The following is a 23,234-nucleotide window of genomic DNA, read 5'->3' on the forward strand; positions in this document are numbered from 1 at the left end:
AACGTCGCTGTCTCCGCGACATTAAAGAACGAGTCTATCGAATGGTTCTCTTGCAGGGTCGCTGAGTGCATACCACCTCAGCATTCACCCTGCTCTTTGGTGTGGTAATCGTTCTATGACACCCTCGGTAACAACTGGTAAGTCGGACATAAATTTTCTGGGTGGAGATAGAAGGATGCCAACTTTAACGGCAGTATGCAGAGCGGCGAAGGCTGTCAATCACGATCTGGTCGAGTTAGCGGTATTACCGAAGGAACACCGGCGTAGAATCGCTTGATTAGGAATTTTCGAACCTGTCTGTCGCGGTCATTGGTTCGAACGGAACAGCAGAGATCGACAACCCGTCCTGGCGCTCTCAGGGTGTTCCGATCACCCGATGTCTGTTTCGCAGGTACACTGCGGAAACCAACGTGGTCGCGACGACGAGGGAGAGCACTACCGCGGTGGAAACGAGCTCTGGCGACCATGCGTTCGCGGGCACGAGAACGTAACCGAGAAACGTGAGTGAGAAGCCGACCACGAGATACCACCACCAGCGTGGGCGCCACGCCGCACTCCGGTTGACGTGTACAGCGTCCTGAAAGATAGCGGGATACACGGCGACGGCGAGTAGGCTGCTGATAGCGAGGACGATACCGGTCAGGAGGTGGTTCAGACTGACGACCACATCGAGTAAAGCGACGGCCACATACGGGATCGCCACGAGCCCACTCGCCAGTTGTGCGGCGAGGACGTACCAGTACCGGGGTCCGGATCGAGACCGGCTCGATATACTGGGCGTCTGTGCTCGTTCGGGCATACGAGGAGTATCTGTACAGTCTCGTAAATCAGTTCCCTTTCGGCTACCGCGTCTGGAGTCCGTGAGCCGTCAGCCAATACGAGTCCGCTCGAAGTAGGTATGTCTCGCAATACTTAGTCGCTGGTCATCCCGCTGGCTCCGCCCTCAAAACTCGTGCGAGCGACCGTTTCATCGTTGACCTCCGGGTTGTATACTGCATCTCCGCTCTCTTGGTCGAAGAGATGAATTTGGTCCTCGGGGAATCGGATGGCAATCTGTTGCCCCTCGTCGGCGTACTGGTTGCCGTCCACTTCGATGGTCCGCTCCTGCCCGGCGATATCGGTGTGGATGTAGTTGACCGAGCCGAGCGGTTCTACGACGTTGACCGTCCCGTTGACGGTGTGATCCCCAACAGTGGCGACGATTTCGGCGTCCTCCGGGCGGACTCCAAGGACAACGTCGTCGATGCCCTCAACGGCGTCGAGTCGGGCGTCTGAAAGCGGGTAATCGAGGGACTCGTTGACGAGCCGGTCGTCCTTGAGTTCGGCTTCAAAGAAGTTCATCGACGGCTCCCCGATGAAGCCGGCGACGAACCGGTTCGTGGGCTGGTGATAGCACTCGAGCGGCGACCCGAGCTGCTGGAGTTTGCCTTCGTTGAGGACAGCAATCTTGTCACCCATCGTCATCGCCTCCGTCTGGTCGTGGGTGACGTAGACGGTCGTGATGTCGAGGTTCTGCTGGAGTTCCTTGATTTCCGTGCGCATGTGAGCCCGGAGTTTCGCGTCGAGGTTCGAGAGCGGCTCGTCGAGCAGGAATACCTGCGGTTCGCGCACGATGGCTCGTCCGAGAGCGACACGCTGTTGTTGCCCGCCGGACAGTGAGCTGGGCTTGTCGTCCAGCAGGTCCATGATGCCCATCATCCCGGCCACCTCCTCAACGCGGTCGGCGATTTCCTCCTTCGAGAGGTCAGAAATCATCTTCAGCCCGAACCCCATGTTCTGTCGTGCGGTCATGTGGGGGTACAGCGCGTAGTTCTGGAATACCATCGCGATGTCCCGCTCTTTGGGCTTCTGGTCGTTGACGACCTCCCCGTTGATCCGGATGTTGCCGCTCGTTGCGGACTCCAAACCGGCAATCGTCCGTAGGGTGGTAGACTTCCCACATCCGGACGGCCCCACGAGCACGAGGAAGTTACCCTCGTCCAACTCGATATTTAGGTCCTCTACCCCGACAACGGGGTTCGAGTGGGGGTCGTATACCTTGGTAAGATTCTCGATGTGGAGGTCCTCCATGACTGGGTGTAACGATTATAATCGGCCGATAAATAATTTTCGCTCACAGTGTCACACGGAGAACGATCCGCAGTCACGACACGTCGAATTTTGCAAAGAACTTAAGTGCATTTTGGATAAGGGTCTCATAGATGGCATCACAAGAAGCCACAATGGGAGAAAGAGCGAGTCGGTTCTTTGACGAGGCCGATTGGTTCACCCGAGAGACGTGGGTCGGATACGGCCTCGTGGCGCCGGCGACGATCTTGATGCTCTTAATCATCGTCTATCCGACGCTTCGGGCAGTGGTGATGAGCTTCCAGCAACGTTCGTTCCTTAATCCGGAACAGTACTCCTGGGTCGGGTTGGCGAACTATCAGGCCCTTCTCAACGATCCAGTATTCTCGGAGGCGTTCGTCCATACAATAATCTTCACCGTAGGGGCGGTCACAACGATGTACCTCCTTGGGCTTGGTCTCGCGTTACTCCTCCGGAACAACCTCCCGGGACTCGGGATTCTCCGGAGCCTCTCCATGATCCCATGGGTTATCCCGCCGGTCGTCATCGTCATCATCTGGACGTGGATGTTCCAGGTTGACTACGGTCTCGTCAACCTCCTCCTCAAGCAGGTCGGTGGACCGAACAAGAACTGGTTTGGGGACTATAACCTGGCCCTTCCCCTGGTGATGATGCTCCGTGTCTGGAAGGACACGCCGTTCGTCGCCATTGCGTTGCTCGCGAGCATGGAGTCGATCCCCCCCGAGTACTACGAGGCCGCCAAAATAGACGGCGCCGGCGCGCTTCAGCAGTTCCGCCACATCACGCTTCCAAACATCTCGTACATCTCGATGGTGATGATCGTCACTGAGGTTATTGCCTCGTTCAACACCTTCCAAATGGTCTACATCGCCACCGGTGGTGGCCCAGTCAACCAGACGGAGGTCCTGGGAACGTACGTCTACCAACAAGCGTTCGGTGAGTACGCGCTCGGCTACGCCGCGGCAACGGGGATGGTGATGCTGGCGTTGCTCACCGTCTTTACTGCCGTGTACATCAAACTGGAGAACACAGAATGAACGGAAACACTACTGGCAGATGGAGTGAGTCAACTGCCCACGCAACGACCACGACAGCCATCGTGGTGGAGGAAACCTATGGCAAGTGAAACAAATACACCCCCGCAGGTAGAGGCAAGCACCGGGCGGTTCAGCAAATACCTCGACAGCGACCGACTCTTTGGCGAGGACACCAGTACCACACGTGCCCTCTTGATTTATGGGGCATTGTCCCTCTACTTCATCTGGTTCCTCGTACCAGTGATATGGCTGGCGCTCTCGACCATCAAATCCGGGTCGATCATCCAGGCGGATGAGCTCATCATCATCCCCAGCGCAGAGAACATCACCCTGGCGCACTTCCGAACGGTGTTGTCGGATCCGACGTTCCTGCGGCTGTTCTTCAACTCCACGCTCATCGCTCTGAGCACGGTCGCACTGACGTTAGCTGTCGGGATCATCGGCGCGTACTCACTGAGCCGCTTCGAGTTCCCGGGCCGTGCGACGCTGCTGGTCAGCTTCATGGCGACGAAGATGCTCCCACCAGTACTTATCCTCGTGCCGTTCTTCCTGATGATGTACGCCTACGGGCTGGTCGACACGTACCTGGGCATCATCCTCTCGCACACGATTCGGGCGCTCCCGCTGGCACTCTGGTTCCTGAAGGGGTTTTTCGATGACATCCCGAAGGCACTTGACGAGTCCGCCCGAATCGATGGCTGTTCGCACCTGGGCGTGCTCTACCACATCATTATCCCGCTCGCGCTTCCAGGCATCGCTGTCGCGGCGTTCTACACGTTCGTCACCTCGTGGAACGACTTCCTCTTCGTCTCCATCCTCTCCCAGGGATCGGGCACGCGGACGCTCCCCTACGGACTGTACATGTTCCAGAGCCAGACGAGCATCAACTGGGGTGCGACCATCACCGCGGCGCTCCTTACGGCGGTCCCGTCGATTGCCCTTTTCGGCCTCGTGCAGAACAAAATCGTCGAGGGACTCGCCAGCGGCGGTATGCACGGCACCTGAATCATTCATCTCTCTCGACTCTTCTTATTATGTCACCTGAACCATCACTTTTCGAAAACTCTACTATCAAGCGATAGGATAGTCAACAATCGAACAACACATTTATATCACCGTAGTCCATGAGTCAAAATCGCATGGGTGACGAAAGCTACAGCCGTCGGAAGTATATTGCAGCGGTAAGTGCTCTTGCAGCGACCGGGGCAGCCGGTTGTCTCGGTGGACTCGGTGGTGGAAACGGTAACGGGTCGGATGGCTCTAATGGGTCGAACGGCTCAAACGGATCAGACGGATCTGGCGGGTCGAACAACAACGCCGTTTCCGTCTGGACCGACGCGTGGGACTCGGACGCCGGGGAACTTCAGCAGCTCATCAGGGACAACACGGACGTGGACGTCGAGTTTACGGACATGCGGTACGATAACATCAAACAGAAGTTCCTGACGGGTGGTGACACCGGGACCCCCGATGTCGCCGAGGCGACCCCGAACCACCGCGGTGACTACGTAAGCGCCGAGCTCATCGAGCCGATGACGGACCGTGTCGAGGGGCTCGACTACAGCGACGGTTACATCGGCCTCGACGCGATGCGGTACCAGGACGATATCTGGGCTCTTCCCTACATCGGGAACGGCCGCGGGATGGTCTATCGCAAGGACATCTTCGAGGAGTACGGCGGACTTCCCGACAACTGGTCGGAGTTCCTCGAAGTCTGTTCTTCCATCACGGCCGACCAAGATGGGATGCACGGATTCACCATCACGTCCCAGAAGGGGAACACCCGAATGCTTCAGGAGTTCATCTCGTTCCTCTACCAGCGGGTCGACCGAATTTTCGAAACCGACGGGAATGGAGGATGGAGCCTGGCGGTCAGCGAGGAAGACCTCGGACAGGTCTTCAAGCAATACTACTGGGACCCGTTCTTCAAACACGACCCTCCAGCTACCAACCCCGACGCACGGGGCATCGGCTCGCTCGAACACGACATTGCGTATGTGAACGGGAACTACGCGTCCGTCTCGACGGGTCCGTGGGTTCCGGGCGTCGCACAGAACTCCGAGAACTCGAACAGCGAGGCGATGCAGAACTACCGGAACAGTGCCGCGACCCACAACCCCCGCATTGAGGGCGGGGAAATCGGCACCTACCGGGAAGTGAAGCCCATCTTCATGAACACGCACTCGGACAACAAGGAGGCCTCGTGGCAGGTCATCAAAACCGGGACCAGCCCGGAAGGTATCCGCGCATACCTGAACGACTACCCCGGGAACCTGCCGGCACACGAGGACGTCGAGTGGAAGGTGCCCGAGGACACGGATAACCCCGATTGGGCCGGCTTCCAAGAGGTCTTCGAGAGTGGGACGACCTACGGCTTCTGGAGTGTCAGCCAGATCTCGAGTACGTTCTTCGACCTGAGCCAGGCCGTTATTTACGACGAAACCGACCCGATGGACGCCGGCACCGAACTCCATCAGGCGTGGTCCGAGAAGGCAGGCGAGATCTAAGGCACCGAACCCGGCGGCTGACGCCGTTCGGCTGTCCACGTTGTTCGACTTTCTGTCAGTTTCCACCCACCCATCGAGCGCCCAGACATGATTTTTCTAAGCGTCACCGAACCACTGGACGCCGCACTTTGGCGTTTTCAGCCGCCAATGAGACACGTACGATGGACTAACGATGGGTCCACTCTGAACACGCTCGTCTCGTTGCGACGTCGCTGATGTCACGTCCGATTATATTGCCTCTGCCAACCGACTGCACCGGGACACACGTCGATCCGGGACCAGAACTCTCGACGGAAGCTACGCAACCCCGTCCGCAGAGCGCCGAAGGCGCGTCTGGCAGGTAGTTGACGGAGATGTCTCATGGTCTCCGGTCGGTGCCCCTTCGAGTAAACAGGCTGCGTTCTCGACCGTGTGGGCCGCGGAACGCCTCGATTGGACTCCAGACCACACCTGGCGTACCGCTGTCGAAGTGTGGGCCGGAGGCCCGGCGCTCGTCCTGGAGTAACCACGCCGCTGTCTTGGTGTGTGCAGTTGCCGACGCACCAAGATTGCGGCCATGCGTTCCCATTCCAAAGTTTGTTTATCTCTCCTCGATAATCGGATTCGTATGGAAGCTGCCAGTACCAAGCGTAGCCAGCAAGCGGAGTCAGACGACCTCACAATCGCGTACGTTGGCGGCGGCAGCCGTGAGTGGTTCCCGAAACTCGCACAGGACCTCGCGCTGTCCGGCGTGGACGGCACGATGCGCCTCTACGACCACTACCCGGAGAGCGCCGAGCGGAACGCGAAGTTCGGAAATTGGGTACAGAACCGTGACGAAGTCACCGCCGACTGGACCTACGAAGCCATCGAGGACGAGGACGAAGCGCTCGACGGTGCGGACGTCGTCATCCTCTCGACGCAGTTCGACCCACTCGAAACGTTCGTCCCCGACCTCGATATCACGAAGGATCACGGCATTTACCATGCCGTCGGTGCCACGATCGGCCCGGGCGGGATTTTCCGTGCAATGCGGACCATTCCCGATTACAGGCGGATCGCAGCTCGAGTCCGCGAAAACTGCCCCGACGCGTGGGTGTTCAACTTCACGAACCCCGTTCACTTCGTCACCCGGGCCCTCTACGACGAGTACCCCGACATCAACGCCGTCGGCCTCTGCCACGAAGTGATACATGCCCGCGAACACCTCGCGGAACTCGCCCGCGAGGAGTTCGGGATGCCGGACGCCGAGATGAGCGACATCTCTGTGAACGTCAAGGGTATCAACCACTTCACCTGGGTCGACGAGGCTTACTGTGATGGGACCGACCTCTGGCCCGACCTCGAGGAGTTCGCCCAGAGCGAGCAAGCGAACCGGACGTTCACTTCCGAAGATCTCGAAGACGTCAGCCCGTTCAACGACGAATGGCAGGTCTCCTGGGAGCTCTTCCGACGCTTCGGCGTGCTGCCGTTCGCGGGCGACCGTCACATTGTTGAGTACGCTACTTCGTTCCTCCAGAACGGCAAGGAGGGACTCAATCGCTGGGGTGTCAAGCGTACCGGGAGCGACTTCCGCGCGAAGCACTGGGACCCCTCGGAGTCCGAGCAGACGACGGACGTGACCGCCTGGATGGATGGCGAAGAGGAGTTCGAACTGGAGGCCTCCAACGAGGCGTTCCTCAACATTCTGGAGGGGCTCAACGGCGGCGAGCGATTCGTAACAAACGTGAACATGCCGAACCGCGGCCAGATGGAGGGCATCGAACATGGGACCGTCGTGGAGACGAACGCCGTCGTGAGCGCGGGCGAAATCAAGCCCCTCTCGGCGGGGGGGTTCCCCCGTCCGGTCCGGAGTCTCGTGCAGCGCCACGTGGATACCATCGAGACGGTCGTCGAGGCCTCGCGCGACGGGGACGTCGACAAGGCCTTCGAGGGATTCCTCATCGATCCGCAGGTCCAGACGCTCCAGACCGAGGAAGCCGAAGAGTTGTTCACTGACCTCGTCAACGCGGAGCGAGACTACCTGGCCGATTGGGATCTCGAAGGCGCACGCGTCCTCGACGACTCCTGAGAGTAGCTGTCATCACTGATCTGCTCCTCTAGCGGTATCGACCTCATTGTTTGTTTTGGCCCCCGCTAGCTGCTCGAGAGCGGTGGCAATCGTCGCTGTTCGTTCAGTGAAAGTCAATGTGCCGGCTGAGAGCGTGGCGTCGTCTCCAGCACTCTTCGTCGGAGTTGCGTTCGAAAGCGTACGCTGGGACTGTGATGAACATGCGGCTGTCCCGGACCGCGAGCCGTGGCGGCCGACGCTTAGACAGAGGGTGGTCATCGAACAGACCACCAATTCATATTCAAATCAACTCTATATTGTTATTCTTATACTTCCGGCGAGATCAGCGGTCCATGCCTTTCGAACCGGGATAAATAGTGATCGCCGAGAACGGTGAACGTGCCTTAGAGGCACGTCCAGTTCCGATGACCTGTTAACCAACGGATTGTCGTGTGGCGCGCTGTACTGGGGGAAAGACGGCTCAACGCGGGAGTATTTCATGGATACTGCTGGACGTGTGCTGGCGTCCCCGTCGGCGCGACGAACCCGACTTTGCTCAGTGATTCGTGCATTGTATCTTTGAAAATTCCTAAAATTTTCAAAACTTTTTGCCTTTCATCAGTTTGTTTAGCATCTATCGTGGCGTGCTCAAGTGACTCGTCGATGTCGGATCGCGTGAGCCGACTATAGATCGTCCAGCGTTGAACGCGGTACCATTCGGCGAGTTCCGTCGGCATAATACCGTTTTTGTACGCGGATGCGGCTATGAGTAGCCGCTGGTACACTCAACGGTGGATGGTCGAGACCGTCTTTCGTCGATCAAGCGCACGCTCGGCTCCGCCGTGCGCGAACCTGGCACCTCGAGTTCCGCGAGATGATCTTCAAATGTGCGGTCTACAATCTTCGTCGATTGGTTAGATATCCGTAGAGATCGCCGCAGCATCGCGGTTTCCCGCTAGTGGACACACCAATGAAGCCCGTGAAATCAGTTCTCGGCTAGCGACCCTACGAAGCAAAGTGATGGCACGTCAAGGTTCACTGATAACGTCTGCCTCGACGAGCGAATCTCGCAGCGGCCCGCGGGCAATTCGTGTCGCACCGTCGATCGACGCGATCGTCCCCCACTCAGGAACGGGCTCACCGCAGCCCGGACATCGTCGGACAACCCGATCGCGCTCGAGCTGGACATCCCATGCCTCGATATCTGCATCGATCCCCTCCCAGCCACAGCGACATCGGAGTGCGATATTCGGGTGGGTAAAGCTTCGATCGACCCAAGAACCTTCCATAATCTCCCTCTGACTGGCGGGCAGTTATAGATTATCGATGTGGGTACTAGTGGGAGTCGTTGTGCCCAAGTGTTTGTCGTGCATTGATGAAGTGGGTTGGTGAAAGCTGCGGGTCAGGTCAGCGGAATTCCGCTGCCCAATCGCCCGCCTCCAGCCCGCTTTCGATACGCCACTCTAAAAGCCGATCGAGCAACTCGCGTTTCTGATTCTGAACAGTAGGATCGTCCCAGAGGTTCTCGACCTCCTCCGGATCGGTATCCAGATCGAACAGTTGTCCCTCGTCGTTATCAACGAAATGAACGAGCTTCCACGTATCGGTCCGGATCATCGTCATGAACGCGGTTTCCTGAAGAATCCCGTCGCGGCTGTGTTCGGCGTAGACACACTCCCGGCCCGACCATTCTTCGCCTTCCAGAGCCGGCAACACCGATTCGGCCTCCATCGTCTGGGGAACCTCGATATCGGCGAGTTCGAGCACTGTCGGACCGAGGTCGAACAATTGGCAGAGCTCTTCTACGGTTCGTCCGCCTTCGAACCGATCAGGTGCCCAGACAATCGTCGGAACACGGGTAATGACGTCGTACATCGTCCATTTCTGAATATGTCCGTGGTCGCCGAGAGCCTCGCCATGATCGGAGGTGAAGAGCACGACCGTGTTTTCGTAGCCGTTGGCCTCCAAGGCATCCAAGATCCTCCCAACCTGCTCGTCGATCATCGAGACGTTCGCGTAATAATAGGCTCGCTGACGGTGTCTCGCCTCCTCATCGGCGTCAACCACGTGGGTCGTCGAATCGTGATCCATCTCGGCCATATGGGTACGCAACTCGTCGAGCGGTAGGGGTTGCCCCTCCAGATCCCCTTCAGTGAGGTCGGGCATGGGGAGCTCCCGGTCTTCGTAGACCTCTGCCCAGCGAGGAACTGGATCGTACGGCGGGTGGGGTCCCGGGAACCCGACAGTCATAAATAAAGGTTGGTCGAGTTTAGGCATCGAATCGAGCCACTGGGTGGTCCGCTCGCCGACGAAGACGTCCGGATGAAGGTCTTCGGGGAGTTCCCATTCGAACGCACCCAGTCGCTGTTCGTAGTCGTCCCACTGCCGGTAGAACTCCCGTTGTTGTTTACGGAAACCACGGGCCAACAGCGCCTTGTCCCATTCATCGAGATAGTACTTCTCGCCAGGAAGCGGGGGTTCATCTCCAGGTATCGGTGCTAGATATCGATCCTTGTTCTCGACTTCATGACGCTCGTCGAACCCCATCGGCGTATCATATGGGGCTGTGTGCATCTTGCCGATGTTCAGGGTGTAGTAGCCCCCCTCGGAGAGGGTTTCGACCCAGCCGTGCCGCCACTGATCTCCATTCCGATAGATTCCAGTGGTGTGGGGATAGTATCCAGTGAAGAGGCTTGCTCGAGAGGGAGCACAAGAAGGCGCCGTAATATGGCAATCCGTAAATGTCACTCCTTCTTCGACCAACCGGTCGAGATTCGGTGTCTCCATGTGTTCATGACCGAGTGCGTGAATCGTATCGAAGCGCTGCTGATCGGTTGTGATAAGGGCAATGTTTGGTCTGGTGGGTGGCACGGTCCACGGTAGGTAGTCGAACGGGTATAAGTCCTTGTAGCCCGTTAGTCCGCTCATATCCGAGTGTATCACTCATCGCTCCAGATCGGTGACTTCCTTCCCACCCTACTCGTTCACGGCTGACACCGTTCGCTCCGTGAGGGTAGGGCTTCCTGTTTCCACGATGCGCTTTGCAGGAACCGAATCGGTCCCCATAGGGAGCGTGAACGCCACACTCGGCGGAAATCCGATGGTCGGATTCCACGTCCTTCAGGGCGTGGAGGAGGTCAAGATCAACTCAAACTCTACACGCCACCGAAGGACGATATTCCGATCCACTGGGCCGCGTGGGGGCCGAATCCTGCCGCTACGCCTGCAGGTATGCCGACCACCTCATTACCGCCGCTGGGGCCGACGTAATAGAGAACCAGATCCTCCCCAACTACGAGTCGGGACTCGAAGAGGCGGACCGGTCGCTCTCGGACGTGGACGTCACGGCAGAGCTGGCGGTCAACGTGGGCGACCCGGACGAAGTCGTCGCGCAGGTTCGTGAACGTGGGGAGCACGTCCTCGCGGGTTCGGAACGGTACAACCCGGATCCGCGGTCGATTCAGCGCATTGCTACCAATTAACTCGATAATATGACTGACGAGGAGATCGCCGACACCAACGGCATCACCGATGAGCCCGACGACGTCATTGCGGAACTGCAACGTCTGGAGGACACCGGCGTGACGCGCATTCTCGTCGGAACCAATGTCGGCCAGCCGGTGGGGACTATTCGGACGTTCGAGCGCGAAATCTTTCCATCCTTCAGCTCAAATTCGTCAATACCTTTATTCCTTCTACTGGAGAACGCCGGTCCATGGAAATCATCGACGTAGAAGCGTATCCCGTCAACGTCCCCGTTGTCACGCTCGAGGATGGGGGTATCGCCCCGTACGTAACGAACCACGGGCAGGTAACCGACGTAGACCGGATGCTCATCCGGGTCGAGACCGACGAGGGTGTCGTCGGGTGGGGCGAGATGCGGATGTTCCTCTCGGCGGCAGCTACCAAATCTGTCATCGAGGAGGGCATCGCCCCGTGGGTCGTCGGTTGCTCCCCCTTCGAGGTCGAGGGAATCCGTCGGCAGATTTTTATCGAATACACTAACGTCGACATGTTCTTCGCGCCGATCGAGATCGCCTGCTGGGACATCGTCGGCAAGTCCCTCGGCAAGCCGGTCTACGAACTGCTCGGGGGGTCGACCGCCCCGAGTCTGAACGAGCGGACGAACGAACCCGACGATGTTGATGCTGAGCCCGTCGACGTCGCCTACTGCCTCGGCATCCTCTCGCCCGAAGAATCCCGGGAACACGCAGCGAAGGCGCTCGACGAAGGGTTCCCGGTACTGAAGACGAAGGCCGGCCGCGACTGGAAGCAGGACGTTGAGCGGATCAAGGCCATGCACGACGAGGTTGACGGGCAACTCGACTTCAGGTTGGATCCGAACCAAGGGTGGCGATTCGACGAGGCAGTCCGCGTCGCCGCATCCCTCGACGACGCGGGCGTCTACCTCCAGTACCTCGAACAACCCATCCGGGTAGACGCTCACGGGACGCTGGCCAAACTCCGGGAACGGACGACCCAGCCTATCGGCCCGAATGAGGATACCTACATCGCGCACAACCTCACGGAGATGATCCGGAAGGATGCGCTCGACGTCGCCGTCATCGACATGACTCCCGCCGGAGGCATTTCGGCCGTGCGCCAACTGGCGAGCATCGCCGAGGATGCAGGCGTTCCAACGACTCACCACTGCGCGTTCGACCTCGGAGTGCGAACTGCGGCTATCGTCCACACTGTTAGCGGCGTTCCGGGGTTCAACCTCCCGCCGGACTCCGTCTACTACGCCTGGGAAGGCGATGTCCTCGCCGAGCCCCTCTCCGTCGAGGACGGCGCCATCCTGGTGCCCGACGGCCACGGTCTCGGCGTCGAGGTCGACGAGGCCAAGGTCGCCGAGTACGCCATCGACCTCGACTGAGTCACAGGGCAGTTTACGCTCGTATTCGCACTCGAGGTGTTCGAGCGGCCAATCGTACCAGGGGCCGCGGTCGCCCGCTGGTGTGGACCGACCGCGGCATCGTTCCAACACGTCTCTCAGAAAGAGCAGCACATCAAGACTCGATCGGCCGGGAGAGGCCTCGACGCTAAGCACTTCGGGCGTCTCACGATCGACCATCGCCCAGATGTAGTGCTCGGTGCCGTCGGTTTCGATCTTTGTTTCATCGGGGGCAACCTCCTGACGAGCCCGGCAGTCAGGCTCGAACAAGTGGTCTAAGCGATGAAACTACTACCTGATCACTTCGTACGACTTGTCCAGGAACGGCTCGATTCGTCGGTATGAGAGACCAGCATGATACAGAAATACCACAACGACACGCTGACGGAGCGGCGGGAGGGGGCCGGCCCAAGCTTCATATAACCGACCATACTCACAGTAGTATGGTGTGTAATATCATCGGTGGAGAGAAGTACTCGTGGGCGAGCCGAACGTACGAGGAGGTCCAGGAAATCGCGGAACAGGACGGCTCGATCCTGGTACTCCCGGTCGGGAGCATCGAGCAACACGGCCACCACCTCCCCGTCGCAACCGATACCATGCTCGTTGACCACGTTGCGGACCTCGCTGCCGAGCGCGTCGTCGACTCCGTTCCCATCCTCGTCGCACCTCCCATTTGGTCCGGCCACTCACCGCATCACATGCCGTTCGGCGGTACTATCACTCTCGACCATGATGGTCTCCTCGACGTAGTCGAGCAGGTCGTCGATTCCGCGCTCGAGAACGGCTTCGACGGCCTATTCTTGCTGAACGGCCATGGCGGGAACTCCTCGCTCATCAGCAGCGCCACCAGCATCATCGGGACGAGCCACCCGGACGTGGAGGTGCTCGGGCTCACATACTTCACGCTCGCAGCGTCGTTCATCGACGAGATCCGCGACAGCGACGTCGGTGGAATGGCCCACGGCGGCGAGTTCGAGACGTCGCTCATGTTGCACCTCCGCCCGGATCTCGTCCGGGAGGAGCGGCTCGAAGGGACGTACATGGACGAACCCTACGAGTGGGGCGGAAAGGACCTTTTTGAGCCCGGGCCCCTCTCCGTATATCGCTCGTTCGATGAGTACACTGAGTCAGGCGCGATCGGCGACCCTAAACTCGCAACTGCCGAGAAGGGCGCCGAGATATACGAACGCCTCGGGGACGAACTCGAACGCATGCTGACCCAGCTCTACGAGCGCAACCAGTAGTTCCGAGAGGTCGTCTCGCGCGGTAATCGACGAGGTTTATTGCAAAGTGCCTTGTGGAAACAGGAAGCCCCACCCTCACGGAGCGAACGGTGTCAGCCGTGAACGAGTAGGGTGGGGAGGAAGTCACAAGAATTGTGGAAGAATCAGCGGACGGCGATACCCGTTAGGGTGTTCGCCGTCCGCCTCCATGTCACTGGTTGTTCGCTTCGGGAGACGACAATAATTCTTGCTGAATTACTTGACTTCGCACGTTAGACGAAGATTCCCTCGATTTCCTGCATGAGTTCGTCGGTGCTTCGGCTTGGAGTCGTGAGTGCCCACGAGAGGAGGTTTTCGACGCTTTCGCGGAAGGATCGCTTGATCTCGCTTCGGAGCGACGTCGCTCGTGCCAGGATCGTTCCAAGAGCGCTGTGTGCAGTCCCGAGCTTGAGGAGGCTGTAGGCCAGCATCAGCAGGTGCCAGTGGCGACTGGCACCTGCGGCATGCCGGAGCTCGCAGTCTCCAAAACCAAGATCCTGCTTTGTGTCCCTGAAGAACGTCTCGACCCGCCATCTCATCGCGTACAACTGGATGAGATGGCTCGCTGGTGCGTCGATCTTGTTCGAAACGATGTACTTCACGCTCGGTTCCTCGTCCTCGTCGCTCGAGTCTTTCTTCGTGATCAGCAGCTTCACCTCACCAAGTCGGCTTACGTCGCGTTTCTGGGTCCAGATATGGTAGGTTTCACCGTTGACCGTGCGCGGGACTGTGTCGATGCGCTTGGCGAGCGCATCGACACGGATCCGTTCACCGCCGTAGGTGACGCGTGCGTCGCTTTTGACTGCCGACACCCACTCTTTCCCAGCGGCTTCGAGCTCCGTGACGAATTCCTCGGAGCAGTAGGTAATATCGAAGAGATAGGTGTCCGCGGGGACACCTCTCTCGAGGCACTCATCGACGAGTTCGAGTGCGAGTTCGACACGCCGTTTGGCGTCCTTTTCATAGAGGCGAAACGCAAGCGGGTAGGTGGTTTTCTCGTCGGCGTAGATCGCGTAGATGAGGTTCTGGCCCCAGATGTATCCTGGGACGGTATGGTCGTAAAATTTCCCAGCGTTGGGTATCTGCTCGCCGGTTTTGTGCGTGAAGGTGTCGTCAATGATGACGACACCGTCACTGGTCCATTTCGTATCGTTGGCCTGTTGAAGCAGTGCTAAACGTTCGTTGTTGAGTTGGTCTTCATCCCAGTCGTATTCGGTAAGGAATTTGTTGAGGGCTCGTTCGCTTTTGGCTGGGAGAACGTGCGTCGAGATGCCTTGAACGGTCTTGTTGCTGGCCGCAACAAGACCTGTCACGTAGGTCTTAGCGTGGTGTTTCTGCCGCGTCGAGAAGCAGTCCAACTGATCGATCGGCTCGGTACACGATAGGAATGACGTTACGGGAAGCATTGCCAGTTCATGCTATCTCTACGCGCTCTACCAGCATAACGTGCGAAGTCAAGGAATTAGGGTTGAACCCTCTCATAGAGCGGTTTGGCACTGGGTACATCGGCTGGCTGATCGCGGTTCTGACTTGCTGACGTCCACGAGAGCGGAGCTCTCGTGCGGCCCATCAGAACGCGTCACGTTCTGAGGACGACGAAGCCGTCGCGAGTCGCAGTTGATAAGACTGTTGTCAAGAGTACCGGGAACAGTCTTGGTTATTCGTCGCAATAGATCTCGACACGGACTTGATTCTCGACGCCCAGTTGTCGGACGCCGCGGCACCGATTCGGCGGCCGCATTCCTCCATGGACTCCGCGAGACACATTATCTCTCCGAGGAGGTGTTCCTCGTCGATCATTCGGCTACCGGACTGCACTTGCTCGATTAGGGCTGAACAGTCGGGTCGACTATGCCGACCGAAACTTCACCGAAACGTGGTTTCACACGCTCATATTGCGAGTCGACCGCTTCCACAACCCGTGGGTGAGAAGTCGAGCGAGCACCCACCGGATAATTGATCAAATTGTGCACTACTATGACTATCAGAGACCGTATTACTCTTCCAATTAATGAATACTACTCAAAGCGGCACTGCGTTATACAGTGCCGATTGTTAGAGTCATGAATCTAGGTTCGAACACCTTACGCCCATACGAGTGTAACACCACTCCCGACCTAACTACATTGGCACCTTCCAAAACGGCTATAGCGGTTTTCGGGGACAGTCAAGACGGTCATTGTCCACTTCTGGATTACGTCGTAAGAATCGTCTTTCTTCGGGGTCCATAGTTAGTGGCTCTCTCTAATGAATAACACAGACAAACTCCTTCACATATATCGAATCATGGGCTCCCGCGGACAGGATTATTATCTTGACGCATAGTTCAATTCAATAACATTGACTGTCGAGAGGAGCGAGTTCTGGAGTTCGGTTTCAGTATCGTTCTCCTGTAGACGATGTGCTGGACCGGAAACGCTTAGCGCACCGATGACTATCTCCTCTGGGCCCATGATCGGTGCCGAGATTGTTTGCATCCGCGGTTTATACTCTTCTCGCTCAAACGCGATGCCAGTCTCTTGGACCTCCTCTAACTCCACAAAGAGGTCCTCGCGGTCGGTAATGGTGTTCGCCGTTTTGGCGGGCATTCCGTGCTGGTCGAGGATCTCTTCGACACGTTCGTCTGGATAATGGGCCAGCATGGCTTTGCCCGCTCCGGAGGAATGCATATGAAAATGCATGCCAGGAGAGGTTTCGTAATCGATGCTGCGACTACTAAGCATCACGTCGAGGGCGACACAAAGTCCCCCCTCTTCGATCGACAGTGTCACCAGTTCGCTGTTCGATTCCTGTGCGAGCTGATTGATGTCATGTCTGGCGACGTCGTAGAGCGGAATGGACTCGCGGATGGTGGTCCCCAACTCCAGATATTGGAGGCTCAGTTTATATTCGCCGTTGATTTTCATCACGTATCCAAGTTGCTGAAGAGTGCTTAGGTAGTCATGAGTGACGCTCGGTGGGCGATCGACACGTTCGGCGAGTTCGGTAACGCTGATCGGCCCGGAAGCTTTCATTTCCTCGACGAACTCCTGCATCGTCAAGAGGGCTTTTATTGGCCGATTCGCTGGTTCGGTCATGCACTACGGTCACCTCCGAGACATAAATACATTCGGAAAAGTCGAATCACTGCTATCTCCCCCCTCGTTCCATCTCTCGCAGGAACGAGTGATGCAGTGATCGGATACTGGTCATAACCAGATTCGACTATTGGGAATATGAGAACGTGGTTTATCAACACCCACTGAAGCTCAAATTCCGCAATTCAACCCATCAAAGAGGAATTTTTATGTACTTCCAAAATGGATGTGTCGGTGTTGCATGGCACAAGATGCTACTAACCTCGGCCAGCGTGACCAGCAATTGTCGTTGATCGACGCTGACGTCCACCAACGGTGGTCTGACGACGAGGAGATCATCCAGTACTTGCCGGAACGGTACAAAGACGATGGCCTCGTCCTGCCAACGTTGCTCTACCGTAACCCGGGCGAGTTCCTTCGTCAGGACGAAATCACTGAGGACGAAGGCAAACCAGGTAGCGATCTAAAGAAAATCGCCACTGATCATCTCGATAAGTACGACATTGACTATGCGGTGCTGACAGGGAACTCGTGGTTCAACCTCGCTGCGCTCCCGAACCGTGACTACGCGGTTGAGCTTGCACGTGCGTTCAATGAGTGGCTTGTCAACGACTGTCTCCCTGTCGACGATCGTTTTCTCGGTTCCCTGTACATCGCGCCGAAAGCGCCCGAAAAATCTGCTGACCTGATTCGGGAGTACGGCGATCACCCGCAGATTCGTCAGGTGATCCTCCCCGGCGGCGCCGAAGTACCGTACGGTCGTCCCCAGTACTGGCCGATCTACGAGGCGGCTCAAGCGAACGACCTTGCCGTTGCCGTTCACCCCTACTCCGAGGGCCACGGCACGAGCAACCCGCCGACCGGGGCCGGAGCGCCAAACACGTACATCGAGTGGCATACCCTCCTCGGCGCTTATTACATGGGGCAACTCGCTAGCCTCGTCACCGAGGGCGTGTTCGTCGAGTACCCCGACCTGCGATTCGCGTTTATCGAGGGTGGATACGGTTGGGTGCCACACTTCATGTGGCGCCTCGACAAAAACTGGAAAGGACTTCGGTCACAGGTTCCGTGGCTCGAGAAGAAACCAAGTCACTACATTAGAAACAACGTCTGGTTCGCGAGCCAGCCTATCGAAGAACCGGAACAGCCCGAGCATCACAACCACATCCTCGAGATGATGCATGCCGACGAAACCCTGATCTACGCGTCAGATTATCCTCACTGGGACGGTGACGATCCAAACTGGGGGCTCCCACCGATGGACGAGGAGATGGAACGGGCAATCAAAGCGGACAACGCGCGGGAGCTGTGGAACCTTCCCGCGGATCCAGCAGACCTGAAGTAATCATGGCCAAGAACCGATACGAGATCTGTCCGACATCGGAACTCGAACCCGGAGATCGGCGCATCGTAACGTTAGACGGCTTTTCGGTCGGCGTGTTCAATATCGACGGCGAATATTTCGCGCTCAAAAACGATTGTCCGCATCAGCGAGCACCCCTTTGTGAGGGTAAACTGAGCGGGACGACCCGGTCGAACCGCCCAGGAGAGTACGAGTGGGAGCGTGACGGGCAGATCATCAGTTGTCCTTGGCACGGGTGGGAGTTCGACGTGACTACCGGCGAGTCGGTGTTCAACCCACACGAGGTGAAAACAATGACGTTCGAGGCGACCACCGAAACTGATGTCCGTTCAGACGGCGCAGGCGGAGAGGATCGTTCTGATTCGGATGTCTGTGACGATTGCGGAGTTGAGCTTCAGGGCGACGAGCCGCCCGTAGAGACGTACGACGTCGAAGTCGAGGAGGAAATCGTAGTGATCCATCGATGAGCAGATCGAACTGGACAGCCGACGTTGACCGCTTCCGTGATGAACTGGATACCGTCGTATTCGTGGTTGGAGCGATCCTGACGGTACTCGCGATCGGAGCGATCGCCGTGCAACCGGACAGAGCGTCCCAAGTGTTGGGCGACACGAACACCTTCCTCTGGTCGAACGTCGGTTGGGTGTACCTGTGGGCGATGTTCTTGGCGGTCGTGTTCTGTCTGTGGTTACTAGTCGGTCCGTGGGGTCGTATCAAACTCGGCGGCGAGGACGAAGAACCTGAATTCTCGTTTTTCGAGTTCTTCGCCATGTTGTTCTCGGCGGGGCTTTCGACGGGTCTCGTTTTCTTTGGTCCGTCGGAGGCGCTGTTCCACTACGATGCAGGCCCCCCGTTTCTCGGTGCCGAAGCGGGAACTGAAGCGATCATTCCAGGGGCGGTCCAGTATACGATGCTCCACTGGGGGCTCTCGCCGTGGTCAGCGTACCTACTCGTGGGCGTGACGATCGCATACTTCGTCCACCGACGAGGTGCTCCGATCAAGCCGTCCACGATTTTCGCACCGTTCATCGGCGTCGAGAACCTCGATAAGTGGTGGACCAAGCCGCTCGACATCATGATTGTCGTGCTCTCGGTCGGCGGGGTCGCAGTCTCACTGGGGTTCGTCGTCACCCAGTTTACGACCGGCATTACGTACAATACCGGATTCGAATTCTCGAATCTGATGTTGCTGTTGCTCACCGTCGGTCTCACGATCGGATTCACGATTTCAGCAGCGGTCGGCATTAATCGGGGCATTCTCCGGGTATCAACGCTAAACGTCTGGCTATTTGTGATACTGCTTGGGGCATTGTTCATCTTCGGTCCGACAGTGTACATCTTCCAGGTCGGGACCGAAGCCTTCGGTGGATACATCGCGAACTTCGCTGAGATGAGTCTGTATATGGACACGGCCGGAGATGGTGCATGGGTCGGCGCGTGGACGATCTTCTACTGGGGATGGTGGTTCTCGTTCGCACCAATGATCGGTATCTTCATCTCGCGTATCTGTCGCGGTCGAACCATCCGTCAAGTGATGTTCGCCGGCCTCGCTGGGACGACGGCCGCGTCATTCATCTGGTTCATCGTTCTAGGCGGTACCTCGCTGTGGGCCGAACACAACGGCGCCGCAGACATTCTCGGTCCGGTCGGCGAACAGGGGGAGGAGGTCGCTGCGTTCCCGCTGTTCGAAGCGATCATTCCAACGATGGAGGTTGGCGGCACGACGATTCCGTTCGGTGAGCTATTCGCTGGCCTCTACCTGCTGCTGGTGTTGACCTTCCTCATCACGACTGTCGACTCGACGACGCTCAGTCTAGCCATCTTCACGAGCGAGGGGAACGAGCACCCCTCCACGGTGAACCGAGTCGTCTGGGGCGCTCTAGTCGGCCTGTTGACCTCGTTGCTCTTAATCGCCGGCGGACTCCAAGCCCTGCAAAACCTCGTTGTCCTCATCGGACTTCCGATCGCGTTCGTACTCTTCCTCTGTCTCGCCGGGATGATCATCGAACTCGAGAAGCACCATCCAGTGTTACTGACCGAACGGTACACGGACGACGACCCCGCCGACGAGAACATCTCGACACCGTCAGTGAGCGTCTCCGACGGGGGTCAACCGGCGCCCGAGGAGTGAGAGATAGTTTTGCTGTAGTTCTAACGGTAATATAGCGCAATTCACACTCTCTATGCAACCGTTCACCGGAAACAGGAATCCCTTGTAGACCGGTTCGAAGACGCCCGCTTAATTCCTGTACTGGCTTTTGGAGCCAGTCCTCATAACCCGACAAAACGGGTCAACTGAAGACCGTCTTCCGTCGGCGATCAGTCCTGATTGGTTGGGACGTTGATGACGGGCATCCGTGACTGTAAGAGGACTGACTGTCCGACGCTTCCGAAGAGGGCCTTCCCCGTCGGCGACCGCTTTTCTCCAGCGATCACCACGTATCGGGCCTCAACCTCGTCCGCATATCGAACGATCTCCGCAGCTGGGTCCCCGACTCGAGCGACCGCTTTAAACGTCATCCCCGGTTCTGGTGCTCTGCGTTCGATGAGTTCATCGATGTGTTCCTGGACACGTGCGTTCTCGGTGACATCGATTCCGTTCACGTCGACGTTGAGTATCTCAACGAGTTCGTTTCGCGTGAGGACGTGGAGAACGTGCATGTCTTCTCCGAGGTCGTCTGCAAGTCCTATTGTTTCAGTGAGTACAGCCGTCGCCTTCTCAGTCGTATCGATAGCTGCGACCAACGTCATGGCTTCGTCTTGTGCCAGTACCGCTATAATTCCATCGTCAGTATTTGACGACGAGACTGGGACCCTCAATTTGGCAAGCGTGGCAGTTATCGAGTAGTTCGAGACTCTGGATGAAATGCGTAGAGTTAACACGGATGATCCCAATGTACTGAGTGCTAGTATGACCGGTAAGACAGTAGTTCTCGGAGGCTCTGGAGCGATGGCTTCCGGGTGCGTTTACGATCTGTACAAAACGTCGGATTTCGACGAAGTCGTCATCGCGGACTTCGACGAGGAAAATAGCCGTCGATTACTCGAGACCATCGACGATGATCGATTTACGTACGAATCGGTCGATGCAACCGATACGGACGATCTGGTCAGCGTGCTTGAGGATGCTGACTATGTTGCCAACGGACTACCGTATCAGTTTGAAGATAACGTCCTCGAGGCGATTGAGGAAGTCGGTGGCATCAGTGGAGTCGACTTGAACGCGTTCGACTTCGACCAGATCCTGGACCGGTCGGACGAGTTTGTTGCTAACGATAACGAGCTGTGGTTCGCTAACGGTGGCCTCGTGAGTACAATCGCCCTTGGAATGCTGGGCTGTCAGCAGTTCGACGAGGTAGACGAGGTCAACTTCTACTGGGGGATGTGGCGGCTGTTGACGCAGACAACCCCCGGATTGACCGATACTGTGACCTACGAACACGACCCGAACGTCGACGAACGGGCGAAGTGGGCCGACGGCGAGGTCGTCAACGATTTGCCCGCGTTCAGCCAGAAGCGACGATTCGAATTCCCGTCTCCAATCGGCGATCAAGAGACGTACGTGATCTCCCATCCTGAGCCGATAACGTTCCCGAAAGCCCCGATCGCCCAGGAGACGAACGTTGATCATGTTATCACCCGGGGCGTCTGGCACGACGAGTGGACGCGGTACGAACAGACGTTACACGCGATGAACGCGTTCGAGGAGGAGAACGAGGACGTCCTCGAGACGATTCAAGACCACGTCAAACAGGAAGGCCAGCGTGCGGACCAGTGGGACGATCCCGACAACCTCCTCCCAGATCAGGACTGGATCCCACAGACGATCCTCTCGGTTGAAGTCACCGGAACGGTCGACGGACAGGAAGAAACTGCGATCCTTCACTTCGAACAACCGTATCCGTTCTTCGACGGCAACGAGATCACGCCCATGCGGGAATACGGAATATACGTCGGCGTCCCGATGTCAGTGACGCTCCAACTAATGGCTGAGGGCGAAATCGACACCGATGGAGTCTTCATTACCGAGACGAGCGGACTCGACCCAGAACGGTACTTCGAAGAGATGGAAGCGCGTGGTTTCAACCTTGACGTCGAGACGGTTCCGGACCATGCTTCTGCACCACTGCCGTTCAACTGACCTAACGCAGCAGCCACCAAACACCCGATAAGCATCACGTCTCACAATCAACTGCGTTGGTGGTTTCATCGAGGGTTACTGATTCTTTCACCGCTCGGTCCGAGTAGCCTACTCTGTCACGCCCGCTTGCACGAATCGGTCATTTGATGAAACCCAGCTTGCACTCAAAGGGGGCCCAGATTCAGACGATCAGTGCCAAGCCAGACTATTTCCGTAAAGTCCGCGAAGGTGGCGCACCCGATTGATGCTTCATCGAGCACGACAATCAGATTACCTTTGAATTCTTTCATAGTCAACTAATTACATATAGGCGTGATTGATGGGTACGGGTTGTGCCTCCGAGGAACGTCCACTTCACTAACCGGCTAATTCAACAGATGGTCGTATATTGTGCGGAACCACTCAGGACACGGCTCGATATGGGCGGATTTCTTGGGTTTATCGGGCATACTATGAGGGCATCCATCTTCCGCCGCGTTTGTTGTGTTTCTCCTGGATTCTTTCTTCGTCCTCAGAATCGGAGTCAGCGGTTGTTCGGCGTGGTTTTTGATAGCTCAATCTCGCTTTGTTGAGCACCCACCAGCAACTCGGGATCGAGTACTTCGCATCGTACGTGTCGTCAAGATACTGCTGGACGAGTGCCGGGGCCCACGCCGGCACGTCGATCTCGAGTTTGTCCGGTGGTTCGTGCACCGTTTCTTCGAACTTTTTGCACTGCTTTCCGAGAACTTTCGGCTCCTTCCAGTTCGCTTAGCATCAGTAACGGCGCGCTTGAGTGACTCATCGGTGTTGAGTCGCGTGAACCAGCTATCTGTATAGGACTGGATCTCTGT

General features: G+C 57.4%; 19 protein-coding genes and 2 pseudogenes. 14 read left to right on the forward strand and 7 right to left on the reverse strand.

Features of this window, described 5'->3' with window-relative positions:
* Positions 1-355: 355 nt before the first annotated feature.
* A complete protein-coding gene (locus tag DVH23_RS21035; RefSeq protein ID WP_114579339.1) occupies positions 356-799 on the reverse strand; it encodes a hypothetical protein in 444 nt (147 codons plus the stop codon).
* 113 nt (positions 800-912) lie between these two features.
* Positions 913-2,070: an ABC transporter ATP-binding protein gene (locus DVH23_RS21040; protein ID WP_114579340.1), complete on the reverse strand. Its 1,158-nt coding sequence runs from the start codon at positions 2,068-2,070 to the stop codon at positions 913-915.
* A 131-nt stretch (positions 2,071-2,201) separates the two neighbouring features.
* On the opposite strand from DVH23_RS21040, the gene DVH23_RS21045 reads away from it, so the two are divergent.
* The 5 genes and pseudogenes from DVH23_RS21045 to DVH23_RS21065 form a co-directional block, all read left to right on the forward strand.
* Positions 2,202-3,125 carry a carbohydrate ABC transporter permease gene (locus DVH23_RS21045; RefSeq protein ID WP_232833873.1) on the forward strand — a complete coding sequence of 308 codons (924 nt, stop codon included), beginning with the start codon at positions 2,202-2,204 and terminating at the stop codon, positions 3,123-3,125.
* A 78-nt stretch (positions 3,126-3,203) separates the two neighbouring features.
* Entirely contained in the window at positions 3,204-4,130 is a 927-nt protein-coding gene (locus DVH23_RS21050; RefSeq protein WP_114579341.1) for a carbohydrate ABC transporter permease, read from the forward strand.
* 134 nt (positions 4,131-4,264) lie between these two features.
* A complete protein-coding gene (locus DVH23_RS21055; protein WP_157972547.1) occupies positions 4,265-5,632 on the forward strand; it encodes an extracellular solute-binding protein in 1,368 nt (455 codons plus the stop codon).
* A gap of 607 nt (positions 5,633-6,239) precedes the next feature.
* Positions 6,240-7,682: a glycoside hydrolase family 4 gene (locus DVH23_RS21060; RefSeq protein WP_114579343.1), complete on the forward strand. Its 1,443-nt coding sequence runs from the start codon at positions 6,240-6,242 to the stop codon at positions 7,680-7,682.
* Positions 7,683-8,441: 759 nt separating this feature from the next.
* Positions 8,442-8,589: pseudogene (locus DVH23_RS21065) on the forward strand (transposase); the annotation flags it as partial.
* Positions 8,590-9,068: 479 nt separating this feature from the next.
* On the opposite strand, the gene DVH23_RS21070 reads toward DVH23_RS21065, so the two are convergent.
* Positions 9,069-10,589, reverse strand: a complete 1,521-nt coding sequence (locus DVH23_RS21070; RefSeq protein WP_114579344.1) for a sulfatase — start codon at positions 10,587-10,589, stop codon at positions 9,069-9,071.
* Positions 10,590-10,858: 269 nt separating this feature from the next.
* Between DVH23_RS21070 and DVH23_RS21080 the strand changes: the two genes are divergently transcribed.
* The 4 genes from DVH23_RS21080 (at position 10,859) to DVH23_RS21100 (ending at position 13,802) form a co-directional block, all read left to right on the forward strand.
* A complete protein-coding gene (locus DVH23_RS21080) occupies positions 10,859-11,143 on the forward strand; it encodes an LLM class flavin-dependent oxidoreductase (RefSeq protein WP_157972548.1) in 285 nt (94 codons plus the stop codon).
* 9 nt (positions 11,144-11,152) lie between these two features.
* The gene (locus tag DVH23_RS21085; protein ID WP_114579346.1) at positions 11,153-11,395 is read left to right on the forward strand and encodes a hypothetical protein; all 243 of its coding nucleotides are present in this window, start codon (positions 11,153-11,155) and stop codon (positions 11,393-11,395) included.
* Complete coding sequence (locus DVH23_RS21090; RefSeq protein WP_114579347.1) at positions 11,377-12,537, forward strand: mandelate racemase/muconate lactonizing enzyme family protein; 1,161 nt, start codon at positions 11,377-11,379, stop codon at positions 12,535-12,537. The genes DVH23_RS21085 and DVH23_RS21090 overlap by 19 nt, the downstream gene beginning before the upstream one ends.
* A 461-nt stretch (positions 12,538-12,998) precedes the next feature.
* Entirely contained in the window at positions 12,999-13,802 is an 804-nt protein-coding gene (locus DVH23_RS21100) for a creatininase family protein (protein ID WP_114579349.1), read from the forward strand.
* Positions 13,803-14,053: 251 nt separating this feature from the next.
* Here DVH23_RS21100 and DVH23_RS21105 read toward each other — a convergent pair whose 3' ends face one another.
* Positions 14,054-15,226: an IS701 family transposase gene (locus tag DVH23_RS21105; RefSeq protein ID WP_114579350.1), complete on the reverse strand. Its 1,173-nt coding sequence runs from the start codon at positions 15,224-15,226 to the stop codon at positions 14,054-14,056.
* 61 nt (positions 15,227-15,287) lie between these two features.
* On the opposite strand from DVH23_RS21105, the pseudogene DVH23_RS24795 reads away from it, so the two are divergent.
* Positions 15,288-15,832 (forward strand): annotated as a pseudogene (locus DVH23_RS24795) (IS6 family transposase); the annotation flags it as partial.
* Positions 15,833-16,129: 297 nt separating this feature from the next.
* On the opposite strand, the gene DVH23_RS21115 reads toward DVH23_RS24795, so the two are convergent.
* Entirely contained in the window at positions 16,130-16,897 is a 768-nt protein-coding gene (locus tag DVH23_RS21115) for an IclR family transcriptional regulator (RefSeq protein ID WP_114579351.1), read from the reverse strand.
* A 241-nt stretch (positions 16,898-17,138) separates the two neighbouring features.
* Here DVH23_RS21115 and DVH23_RS21120 point away from each other — a divergent pair, with 241 nt between their 5' ends.
* Genes DVH23_RS21120 through DVH23_RS21130 form a run of 3 tightly spaced genes read left to right on the forward strand, consistent with a single transcriptional unit; the run spans position 17,139 to position 20,391 of the window.
* Positions 17,139-18,242, forward strand: coding sequence for an amidohydrolase family protein (locus DVH23_RS21120; RefSeq protein ID WP_114579352.1), 1,104 nt, complete (start codon positions 17,139-17,141; stop codon positions 18,240-18,242).
* Between the two features lie 2 nt (positions 18,243-18,244).
* The gene (locus DVH23_RS21125; protein WP_114579353.1) at positions 18,245-18,727 is read left to right on the forward strand and encodes a Rieske (2Fe-2S) protein; all 483 of its coding nucleotides are present in this window, start codon (positions 18,245-18,247) and stop codon (positions 18,725-18,727) included.
* Positions 18,724-20,391, forward strand: coding sequence for a BCCT family transporter (locus DVH23_RS21130; RefSeq protein ID WP_114579354.1), 1,668 nt, complete (start codon positions 18,724-18,726; stop codon positions 20,389-20,391). The genes DVH23_RS21125 and DVH23_RS21130 overlap by 4 nt, the downstream gene beginning before the upstream one ends.
* 188 nt (positions 20,392-20,579) lie before the next feature.
* On the opposite strand, the gene DVH23_RS21135 is transcribed toward DVH23_RS21130, so the two are convergent.
* The gene (locus DVH23_RS21135) at positions 20,580-21,011 is read right to left on the reverse strand and encodes a universal stress protein (protein ID WP_114579355.1); all 432 of its coding nucleotides are present in this window, start codon (positions 21,009-21,011) and stop codon (positions 20,580-20,582) included.
* A 160-nt stretch (positions 21,012-21,171) separates the two neighbouring features.
* On the opposite strand from DVH23_RS21135, the gene DVH23_RS21140 reads away from it, so the two are divergent.
* Positions 21,172-22,401, forward strand: a complete 1,230-nt coding sequence (locus DVH23_RS21140) for a saccharopine dehydrogenase family protein (protein ID WP_114579356.1) — start codon at positions 21,172-21,174, stop codon at positions 22,399-22,401.
* Positions 22,402-22,851: 450 nt separating this feature from the next.
* On the opposite strand, the gene DVH23_RS25350 is transcribed toward DVH23_RS21140, so the two are convergent.
* Positions 22,852-23,094, reverse strand: coding sequence for a winged helix-turn-helix domain-containing protein (locus tag DVH23_RS25350; protein WP_114579357.1), 243 nt, complete (start codon positions 23,092-23,094; stop codon positions 22,852-22,854).
* Between the last annotated feature and the right edge of the window lie 140 nt (positions 23,095-23,234).

This window comes from Saliphagus sp. LR7, assembly GCF_003344565.1.
In the GTDB taxonomy this organism is placed as follows: Archaea; Halobacteriota; Halobacteria; order Halobacteriales; family Natrialbaceae; genus Saliphagus; species Saliphagus infecundisoli.

What these genes read in the sequence shown, in the direction of transcription:
- DVH23_RS21105 (WP_114579350.1), bottom strand. Translation starts at nt 15,226, where the DNA reads ATGCTTCCCGTAACGTCATTCCTATCGTGTACCGAGCCGATCGATCAG.
- DVH23_RS21035 (WP_114579339.1), bottom strand. Translation starts at nt 799, where the DNA reads ATGCCCGAACGAGCACAGACGCCCAGTATATCGAGCCGGTCTCGATCC.
- DVH23_RS21115 (WP_114579351.1), bottom strand. Translation starts at nt 16,897, where the DNA reads ATGACCGAACCAGCGAATCGGCCAATAAAAGCCCTCTTGACGATGCAG.
- DVH23_RS21120 (WP_114579352.1), top strand. Translation starts at nt 17,139, where the DNA reads ATGGCACAAGATGCTACTAACCTCGGCCAGCGTGACCAGCAATTGTCG.
- DVH23_RS21140 (WP_114579356.1), top strand. Translation starts at nt 21,172, where the DNA reads ATGACCGGTAAGACAGTAGTTCTCGGAGGCTCTGGAGCGATGGCTTCC.
- DVH23_RS21125 (WP_114579353.1), top strand. Translation starts at nt 18,245, where the DNA reads ATGGCCAAGAACCGATACGAGATCTGTCCGACATCGGAACTCGAACCC.
- DVH23_RS21050 (WP_114579341.1), top strand. Translation starts at nt 3,204, where the DNA reads ATGGCAAGTGAAACAAATACACCCCCGCAGGTAGAGGCAAGCACCGGG.
- DVH23_RS21070 (WP_114579344.1), bottom strand. Translation starts at nt 10,589, where the DNA reads ATGAGCGGACTAACGGGCTACAAGGACTTATACCCGTTCGACTACCTA.
- DVH23_RS21085 (WP_114579346.1), top strand. Translation starts at nt 11,153, where the DNA reads ATGACTGACGAGGAGATCGCCGACACCAACGGCATCACCGATGAGCCC.
- DVH23_RS21090 (WP_114579347.1), top strand. Translation starts at nt 11,377, where the DNA reads ATGGAAATCATCGACGTAGAAGCGTATCCCGTCAACGTCCCCGTTGTC.
- DVH23_RS21135 (WP_114579355.1), bottom strand. Translation starts at nt 21,011, where the DNA reads ATGACGTTGGTCGCAGCTATCGATACGACTGAGAAGGCGACGGCTGTA.
- DVH23_RS21055 (WP_157972547.1), top strand. Translation starts at nt 4,265, where the DNA reads ATGGGTGACGAAAGCTACAGCCGTCGGAAGTATATTGCAGCGGTAAGT.
- DVH23_RS21040 (WP_114579340.1), bottom strand. Translation starts at nt 2,070, where the DNA reads ATGGAGGACCTCCACATCGAGAATCTTACCAAGGTATACGACCCCCAC.
- DVH23_RS21045 (WP_232833873.1), top strand. Translation starts at nt 2,202, where the DNA reads ATGGCATCACAAGAAGCCACAATGGGAGAAAGAGCGAGTCGGTTCTTT.
- DVH23_RS21100 (WP_114579349.1), top strand. Translation starts at nt 12,999, where the DNA reads ATGGTGTGTAATATCATCGGTGGAGAGAAGTACTCGTGGGCGAGCCGA.
- DVH23_RS21130 (WP_114579354.1), top strand. Translation starts at nt 18,724, where the DNA reads ATGAGCAGATCGAACTGGACAGCCGACGTTGACCGCTTCCGTGATGAA.
- DVH23_RS21060 (WP_114579343.1), top strand. Translation starts at nt 6,240, where the DNA reads ATGGAAGCTGCCAGTACCAAGCGTAGCCAGCAAGCGGAGTCAGACGAC.